Genomic DNA, 8235 nt, shown 5'->3' on the forward strand with positions numbered 1-8235 from the left:
GTTCGCAGGCTCAGTTGATCATCATGTGGTAGTGCATGCTCCAGATGATCCACACCGACAACGCGACGATGATGAACAGGATCACCAGGGTGAACACGAAGCTGGCCAGGTTCCAGCCACCTTCGGACTTGCGGTCCATGTGCAGGAAATAGACCAGCTGCACCAGGATCTGCGCCACCGCGAAGCCGACCAGCAGGAACAGCGTGAGCGGCCGCGACAGCACCGGGTTCATCACCAGTGCGAACGGCACCACGGTCAGCAGCGCGCACAGCACGAAGCCGATCAGGTAGGACTTGGTGGAGCCGTGCGCATTGCCGGCGCGCGAAGTTTCGACGTGGGCCATGTCAGAAGGCTCCGATCAGATAGACGAAGGTGAAGACGCAGATCCATACCAGGTCCAGGAAGTGCCAGAACAGGCTCAGGCACGACACACGGGTGATGTTGGTCGGAGTCAGGCCACGGCGGTAGACCTGGTGCATGACCACCGCCATCCAGATCAGGCCGCTGGCCACGTGCAGGCCGTGGGTGGCGACCAGCGCGAAGAACGCCGACAGGTAGGCACTGGTGCTGGGGCCTGCGCCTTCGTGGATCAGGTGCGAGAACTCGTAGATCTCCATGCCGATGAACGAGGCACCGAGCACGAAGGTCACGCCCAGCCAGCGCAGCACCGCCGAGGTGTCGTGGCGATGCATCGCCAGTACGGCCTGGCCGTAGGTGATGCTGGAGACCAGCAGCAGGAAGGTCTCGGCCATCACGAACGGCAGCGAGAACAAGTCCTTGCCGGTGGGGCCGCCTGCGTAGGCGGTGCTGAGCACCGCGTACGAGGCGAACAGCGAACCGAACAGCACCAGGTCGGACATGAGGTAGACCCACATGCCGAACACCTTCATGCCGCCCTGTTCGTGGCCTTGGTCGTGCTCGTGGTGGTCCTCGCGCGCCTGCGTGTCGCTGGCCAGTTCGGGGCGGGTCAACAGGTTCATGCGCGTACCTCCTTCAGCTTGGCAAGGTTGGCCGCTTCGGTGCGCGCCACCTCTTCGGAACTGACGTAGTAGTCCACGTCCTCGTCGTAGGACCGCACGATCAGGGTGACGATCATCGCGATGAAGCTGGCCGCGGCCATCCACCAGATGTGCCAGACCAGGGCGAAGCACAGCACCAGGATCCAGATGTTGAGGATCAGCGGCACGCCGGTGTTCTTCGGCATGTGGATCGGTGCGTACTTCTTCGGCGGCGGTGGCAGGCCGCGCTTCTTCGCTTCGTGGAAGGCGTCCAGCTCATCGGCCTTGGGCACCACGGCGAAGTTGTAGAACGGCGGCGGCGACGGCGTGGCCCATTCCAGCGTGCGTGCGTTCCACGGGTCGCCGGTCAGGTCCAGGTTGCGCTTGCGGTCGCGCACGCTCACGTAGATCTGCACCAGCATCAGGATGATGCCCGCGAACACGAACAGCGCGCCGATGAAGGCGGCGATCAGATACGGCGTCCACGCCGGGTTGTCGTACTGGTTCATGCGGCGGGTCATGCCCATGAAACCCAGCATGTACAGCGGCATGAAGGCCAGGTAGAAGCCGATCACCCAGCAGGCGAACGACCACTTGCCCAAGCGCTCGTTGAGGGTGAAGCCGAACACCTTCGGGAACCAGTAGGCGAAGCCGGCCAGGTAGCCGAACAGCGCGCCGCCGATGATGGTGTTGTGGAAGTGCGCGACCAGGAACAGGCTGTTGTGCAGCAGGAAGTCCGCGCCCGGAATGGCCAGCAGCACGCCGGTCATGCCACCGATGGTGAAGGTGACCAGGAAGGCGATGGTCCACAGCATCGGCACGCTGAACTCGACGCGGCCGCCGTACATGGTGAACAGCCAGGTGAAGATCTTCACGCCGGTGGGGATGGCGATGATCATCGTCATGATGCCGAAGAAGGCATTGACGCTGGCACCGGAGCCCATGGTGAAGAAGTGGTGCAGCCAGACGATGAACGACAGGATGCCGATCGCCAGCGTGGCACCGACCATCGACTTGTAGCCGAACAGCTTCTTGCGCGCGAAGGTGGCGGTCACTTCGGAGAAGATGCCGAACGCCGGCAGCACCAGGATGTACACCTCCGGATGGCCCCAGGCCCACACCAGGTTCACGTACATCATCGGGTTGCCACCCAATGTGTTGGTGTAGAAGTTGAAGTCCAGGTAGCGGTCCAGGGTGAGCGCACCCAGCGCCACGGTCAGGATCGGGAAGGCGGCGATGATGATCACGCTGGTGACCAGCACGGTCCAGGTGAACACCGGCATCTTCATCAGGGTCATGCCCGGCGCACGCATGCGCAGGATGGTGATGAACAGGTTGACGCCGGTCAGCAATGTGCCGATGCCCGAAGCCTGCAACGCCCAGATGTAGTAGTCGACACCGACCCCTGGACTGAACTCGATGCCCGACAGCGGCGGATAGGCGACCCAACCGGTCATGGCGAATTCGCCAACGCCCAGCGAGATCATCATCAACGCTGCGCCGACCACGAAGATCCAGAAGCTGAAGGCGTTGAGGAACGGGAACGCCATGTCGCGCGCACCGATCTGCAGCGGCACGATGATGTTCATCAGGCCGACCACGAACGGGGTGGCCACGAAGAAGATCATGATCACGCCGTGCGCGGTGAAGATCTGATCGTAGTGCTCCGGTGGCAGGAAGCCGTCACTGCCCGGCCCGGCCGCCGCCAGCTGCGCGCGCATCATCAGCGCATCGGCAAAGCCACGCACCAGCATGACCAGCGCCACCACCACGTACATGATGCCGATCTTCTTGTGGTCCACGGTGGTGAACCAGTCACGCCAGAGCGGACCCCAAAGCTTGAAGTACGTCACCGCGCCGAGCAGCGCAAGGCCACCCAGCACCATGGCCGCCAATGTGACCACGACGATCGGCTCGTGCAGTGGCACGGCCTCCCACGTCAATTTACCCAACATGTTCGTTACTCCTGGGAAACCTGGGCACCGCCGGCAGCGCCCGCCGGGGTAGCAGCGGTGTTCTCACCAACGCCGATGAACTGGTCGATGACCTTCTTGAACAGCAGCGGTTCAACACTGGAGAAGTGCTGCACCGGTGCGTTCTTCGACGGCGCGGCCAGCGCCTTGAACTGCGTGAAGCTGAGCGCGTCCGGCGCGCTGCGCACTTCGGCCAACCAGCGCTCGAAGTCTTCGTTGCTGCTGGCGGTGGCGATGAACTTCATGTTCGAGAAGCCATGCCCGCTGTAGTTGCCGGACATGCCACGGAACTGGCCGGGCTCGTTGGCGATCAGGTGCAGCTGCGTGCGCATGCCGGCCATCGCGTAGATCTGCCCACCCAGCTGCGGGATGAAGAAGGTATTCATCGTCGAGTTGGAGGTGATGTTGAACGCCAGCGGGCGGTTGGCCGGGAAGTTGAGCTGGTTGACGGTGGCGATGCCCAGGTCCGGGTACACGAACACCCATTTCCAGTCGGTGGCGATCACGTCCACGTGCAGCGGCTCACCGGCCACGTCCAGCGGCTTGTACGGGTCCAGCTCGTGGGTCGACTTCCACACGATCACCGCCAGCACCGCGATGATGATCAGCGGCACGCCCCAGACCACGATTTCCACCTTGGTGGAGTGCGACCAGTCCGGCGTGTATTTCGCTTTGGTGTTGCCGGCGCGGAAGCGCCACGCGAATACGAAGGTCAGCACGATGGCCGGTATCACCACGATCAGCATCAGGCCGATGCAGATCAGGATCAGGTCGCGCTGGGCGAGCCCGACCATGCCCTTCGAATCCAGCAGCACCCAGTCACAGCCCGACAGGCCGACGCAGGCCAGGGCGACCAGCGCCAGGCGGATGCGGTTCCAGCAGATATTCATTGGAGGTCAACCCTGTTGAAGAAGCGCGCTTGACCGGCTCGCCTGCGCGCAGCGCCCGGGCGTGGAGCGGCTACACTGTGGGTACGAGGTCGCCTACAAGCAGGCGAACCACTCCAATCAAGCCCATACAAGATACAGCATTGTATGGACTTGTGCATCTGTACGTATGGAAAAAACTGACCGATGACGCCACCTGCCGCCGGCCGCCGCCTGAAACACCCCAATCGCACCTGGGTTCGCCCCTTCCGCGAGGGCGCCGGCCCGCTGTACCTGCAGATTGCCCAGCAGGTGCGCGAGGCGGTGGATGACGGCGTGCTGCGCCCGGGCGACCGGCTGCCGCCACAGCGCGACCTGGCCCAGCAGGTGGGCGTGGACCTGACCACGGTCACCCGCGCCTTCGCCGAGCTGCGCCAGGCCGGCCTGCTCGACGCGCAGGGCGCCGGCGGCACCTTCATCGCGCTGTCGGCCGGCAACCGCAGCACCTCGGTGGACCTGAGCATGAACATCCCGCCGCTGCTGGGCAGCGCGCCGTTCGCACAGGGCATGGAGGCCGGCTTCCAGCACGTGGGCCAGCAGCTGGGCCAGGGCGAACTGATGAGCTATCACGTCAGCGCCGGCACCCGTGAGGACCGCGCCGCTGCGGTGCAGTGGCTGGCGCCAATGCTGGGCACGGTCGGTGCCGACCAGGTGGTGATTTGCCCGGGCGCGCAGACCGCGCTGTGCGCGCTGATCCTGGCCCGCACCCAGCCGGGCGAGCTGATCGCCGCTGAGCAGCTGACGTACCCGGGCCTGCTGGCCGCCGCGCGCGTGCTGCAGCGGGGCGTGGTGCCGGTGGCGATGGACGCCGAGGGCATGCTGCCGGACGCGCTGGAGGAGGCCTGCCAGCTACGCCGCCCGCGCCTGCTGTACCTGGTGCCGACCATCCAGAACCCGACCACGGCAACGATGTCGGCGCAGCGCCGGCAGGCCCTGCTGGCGGTGGCGGAGCGCCACGATCTGACCGTGATCGAAGACGATCCCTACTGGTTGCTGGCCGGTGACGCCGCGCCGCCGCTGGCCGCCCACCGCGACGCCGGCTGCCCGGTGTATTACATCTCCACCCTGTCCAAGTGCCTGGCCCCGGGCCTGCGCACCGCCTACCTGGTGGTGCCGGCCGGCGAGCCGATGGAACCGGTGCTGGATGCGCTGCGTGCGATCGCGCTGATGCCGACCCAGTCGATGGTGGCGGTGGCGTCGCAGTGGATCCGCAGCGGCCAGGCCCAGGACATGGTGCAGCGCTTCCAGCAGGAACTGCGCGAGCGCCAAGCGATTGCCGCGCAGTACCTGCCGTCCCGCGCCCAGGCGCATCCGGCCGGCCTGCATGTGTGGCTGCCGCTGCCGCCACGGCTGGACCAGTACCGGTTGATCCAGGCCGCACAGGAACAGGGCCTGGGCATCGCCAACTCGGATGCCTTCAGCGTGGAAGAGCCGCCGCCGGGCAACGCGATCCGCCTGTCGCTGGGCGGCGCGGTCGACCAGGGCGCGCTGGCCGGGGCGCTGGCCAAGCTGAACGAGATTCTGTCTGAAGCCCCCGAAGCCCGGCACAACGCCATCGTCTGAACCGGGTGCATGGCGCTTCATCCATACAAGATGATATTTTGTATGCAATGTATGGATGAAGGGACGTGCATCGATGCGCGCCGAGAAACTGAAGTTCCACCTGGTGATGGCCGGGTGCGGTGGCTTTGTGGTGCTGATGCTGGCCGCGCTGGCCTGGGTCTGCCTGCAGCCGCAGACCGTGGACGTGCAGGCCGCCGAGCGCCACGCCATCGAACAGTGCGTGCAGCGCAGCGAGGATCCCTCGCGTAGCGAGATCCAGCGCCGCGCGCAGGCCGATTCCTGCCGCGAGATGCGCAAGCAGTACGTGCACAAGTTCGGCGGGGACGCGTCCTGATGGGCGCAGCCGCGCCGCGTCGCCGCTGGCTGCTGCCGACGATGATCGCCCTCGCCTGCCTGTTCATGGCTGGCGTCGCGGCTGCGCTGTGGCAGTACTTCGGCTACAGCGCGCAGTCCACCTTCACCGAACAGGCCATCGTCTTCGACGATTCGCAGCTGCGCCTGCCGGCCGATCTGGCCGGTGATACCGGCCGCATCCGCGTGGTGCATTTCTGGGACCCGGCCTGCAGCGTGTGCAACCGCGAGACCGGTGCGCACCTGAGCTACCTGATCAGCATGTACCGCCGCGCCGGCATCGACTTCTATGCGATCCGCCGCCCCGGTACCCAGGGCGAGCTGCCCGAGCCGCTGCGCAACAAGGTGATCAACCTGCCGACCATTGATGGCATCGAACACATCCCGGCCAGCCCCGCCGTAGCCATCTGGGATCGCCAGGGCCACCTCGCCTATGCCGGGCCGTACAGCATCGGCATGGTCTGCAACTCGGCCAACAGCTTTGTCGAACCGCTGCTGGACAGACTGGTGCGCGGCGAGACCGTGCGCCCAAAGGGACTGCTTGCCGTGGGCTGCTACTGCCCCTGGCAGGCCAAGCGCTGAGGACGCGCAATGACATCACTGACGCTGGCCGGTGCGGCCGCCGCAAACAACAACGGCGGTCACCTGTCCGAACCGACCGATGGTTATGGACAGGCTCCCGCCGTTGGAAGCAACGATACGCCCCGACATGCTCCGTACATGCCGCGACCGGATGTCGCAGCGCGCGAATGGGTGCAGGACGTGCTCGCGCACAACGGGCCGATCTACCTGCGCATCGTCAATTCGCTGGAACGCACGGTGCGCCGTGGCGGCCTCGCACCCGGACAGCGCCTGCCCTCGCAGCGCGCGTTGGCGCAGCAGCTCGGCATCGACCTGACCACGGTCACCCGCGCCTTCGATGAAGCACGCAAGCGCGGCCTGATCGAAGCACGCGGGCCACAAGGCAGTTTCATCGCACCGCCCAAGGCCGGCTTCGACCAGGTGGTGGACCTGAGCATGAACGTGCCGCCGGTGCCCGACGCCGATGCGCTGGCCGAGACCCTGCGCCGCGGTGCCGCCGCCGTGCTTGCACGCAGCAACGCACCCAACCTGATGACCTATCACCTGGGCGGCGGCAACCCGACCGACCGCCACGCAGCGGCGCGCTGGCTGCAACCGATGCTGGGAAAGGTGGACGACGCCTGCCTGCTGCTGACCGAAGGCGCCCAGGTGGCGCTGGCCGCGATCCTGGTCAGCCAGGGCCGCGACGATGATGCGGTCCTCTGCGATGCGCTCGTCTATCCGGGCCTGCTGCAGGCCGCCGCTGCACTGGGCCGGCGGCTGCTGCCGGTGGACAGCGACGAACACGGCATGTGCCCCGATGCGCTGGCCCGGCTGGCACGCGAAAGCGGCGCGCGGTTGGTCTATCTCAACCCCACCTGCCAGAACCCGACCGCGCTGACCCTGCCGCTGCAGCGGCGCGAAGCGCTGGCACGCGTGCTGGAGCGCGAAGGCCTGCTGGCGATCGAAGACGATCCTTACTGGCACCTCGCCGAGGATGCACCGACACCGCTGGCGGCACTGGCACCGCGTCATGTGTTCTACGTGGCGACGCTGTCGAAGGTGATCAGCCCCGGCCTGCGCACTGCGTTCGTGCAGTGCCCAAGCGCTGCGCACGCTGAGGCGATGACGGCTGCATTGCGGGCGACGCGGCTGATGGGCCATCCGCTGGTCTCGGCGTTGGCCAGCCAGCTGCTGCTGGATGGTTCGGCGCAGTCACTGCTGGCCCAGGTGCGCACCGAGGCACGCGAGCGCATGCGCATGGCGCGCTACCTGCTGGCGCCATCGCTGCTGCAGCGCGCGGAAGGCCTGCATGCCTGGTGCCGGGTACCAGCGCCGTGGACCGACGCCACGCTGGTGCGTACCGCACAGCTGCAGGGGCTGGCGATTGCGCCATCTTCGGCGTTCTGTCCGCCAGGGGTTTCGCACCAGAGCGGCGTGCGTTTGTCACTGGGGCTGGCGGCGGACCGCCGACAGCTGGAGAGTGCGCTGCGACGGATTGATCGGTTGTTGTTGTCCGATGCGTTGCCGGCGATCGAGCGGTAGCCCTGGAATGGGATGTGCCGACCAACGGTCGGCACCCACCCGACCGGTAGTGCCGGCCGCTGGCCGGCGGAAGACTCCTCAGCACGGTTGGAATGTGCCAACCAAGGTTGGCACCCACCCGACCGGTAGCGCCGGCCGCTGGCCGGCGGAAGATTCCCCGGCACGGTTGGAATGTGCCAACCAAGGTTGGCACCCACCCGACCGGTAGCGCCGGCCGCTGGCCGGCGGAAGATTCCCCGGCACGGTTGGAATGTGCCAACCAAGGTTGGCACCCACCCGACCGGTAGTGCCGGCCGCTGGCCAGCGGAAGATTCCCCG

General features: G+C 66.3%; 8 protein-coding genes. 4 read left to right on the forward strand and 4 right to left on the reverse strand.

Features of this window, described 5'->3' with window-relative positions; translation table 11 throughout:
• Positions 1–10: 10 nt before the first annotated feature.
• Genes cyoD through cyoA form a run of 4 tightly spaced genes read right to left on the reverse strand, consistent with a single transcriptional unit; the run spans position 11 to position 3861 of the window.
• On the reverse strand, positions 11–343 hold the full coding sequence (gene cyoD / locus AC5P9N_RS06530) for a cytochrome o ubiquinol oxidase subunit IV (RefSeq protein ID WP_005411473.1): 333 nt from the start codon (positions 341–343) through the stop codon (positions 11–13).
• A 1-nt stretch (position 344) separates the two neighbouring features.
• Positions 345–980: a cytochrome o ubiquinol oxidase subunit III gene (gene cyoC / locus AC5P9N_RS06535; RefSeq protein ID WP_099484228.1), complete on the reverse strand. Its 636-nt coding sequence runs from the start codon at positions 978–980 to the stop codon at positions 345–347.
• Positions 977–2953 carry a cytochrome o ubiquinol oxidase subunit I gene (cyoB, locus tag AC5P9N_RS06540; RefSeq protein ID WP_006474876.1) on the reverse strand — a complete coding sequence of 659 codons (1977 nt, stop codon included), beginning with the start codon at positions 2951–2953 and terminating at the stop codon, positions 977–979. The genes cyoC and cyoB overlap by 4 nt, the downstream gene beginning before the upstream one ends.
• A 5-nt stretch (positions 2954–2958) precedes the next feature.
• A complete protein-coding gene (gene cyoA / locus AC5P9N_RS06545) occupies positions 2959–3861 on the reverse strand; it encodes a ubiquinol oxidase subunit II (RefSeq protein ID WP_099484229.1) in 903 nt (300 codons plus the stop codon).
• Positions 3862–4044: 183 nt separating this feature from the next.
• Here cyoA and AC5P9N_RS06550 point away from each other — a divergent pair, with 183 nt between their 5' ends.
• From AC5P9N_RS06550 to AC5P9N_RS06565, 4 genes are read left to right on the forward strand one after another with little or no spacing between them, the layout of a single operon-like run.
• Entirely contained in the window at positions 4045–5460 is a 1416-nt protein-coding gene (locus tag AC5P9N_RS06550) for an aminotransferase-like domain-containing protein (RefSeq protein WP_099484230.1), read from the forward strand.
• 55 nt (positions 5461–5515) lie between these two features.
• Positions 5516–5794, forward strand: a complete 279-nt coding sequence (locus AC5P9N_RS06555) for a hypothetical protein (RefSeq protein ID WP_005420041.1) — start codon at positions 5516–5518, stop codon at positions 5792–5794.
• Positions 5794–6393, forward strand: coding sequence for a DUF6436 domain-containing protein (locus tag AC5P9N_RS06560; RefSeq protein WP_049395335.1), 600 nt, complete (start codon positions 5794–5796; stop codon positions 6391–6393). The genes AC5P9N_RS06555 and AC5P9N_RS06560 overlap by 1 nt, the downstream gene beginning before the upstream one ends.
• Before the next feature lie 9 nt (positions 6394–6402).
• A complete protein-coding gene (locus AC5P9N_RS06565) occupies positions 6403–7917 on the forward strand; it encodes an aminotransferase-like domain-containing protein (RefSeq protein WP_099484231.1) in 1515 nt (504 codons plus the stop codon).
• Positions 7918–8235: the final 318 nt, after the last annotated feature.

Source organism: Stenotrophomonas sp. YJH_SMC_6, assembly GCF_059371335.1.

Coding starts and splice junctions, on each gene's coding strand:
- cyoD (WP_005411473.1), bottom strand. CDS start 343: ATGGCCCACGTCGAAACTTCGCGCGCCGGCAATGCGCACGGCTCCACC.
- cyoC (WP_099484228.1), bottom strand. CDS start 980: ATGAACCTGTTGACCCGCCCCGAACTGGCCAGCGACACGCAGGCGCGC.
- cyoB (WP_006474876.1), bottom strand. CDS start 2,953: ATGTTGGGTAAATTGACGTGGGAGGCCGTGCCACTGCACGAGCCGATC.
- cyoA (WP_099484229.1), bottom strand. CDS start 3,861: ATGAATATCTGCTGGAACCGCATCCGCCTGGCGCTGGTCGCCCTGGCC.
- AC5P9N_RS06550 (WP_099484230.1), top strand. CDS start 4,045: ATGACGCCACCTGCCGCCGGCCGCCGCCTGAAACACCCCAATCGCACC.
- AC5P9N_RS06555 (WP_005420041.1), top strand. CDS start 5,516: ATGAAGGGACGTGCATCGATGCGCGCCGAGAAACTGAAGTTCCACCTG.
- AC5P9N_RS06560 (WP_049395335.1), top strand. CDS start 5,794: ATGGGCGCAGCCGCGCCGCGTCGCCGCTGGCTGCTGCCGACGATGATC.
- AC5P9N_RS06565 (WP_099484231.1), top strand. CDS start 6,403: ATGACATCACTGACGCTGGCCGGTGCGGCCGCCGCAAACAACAACGGC.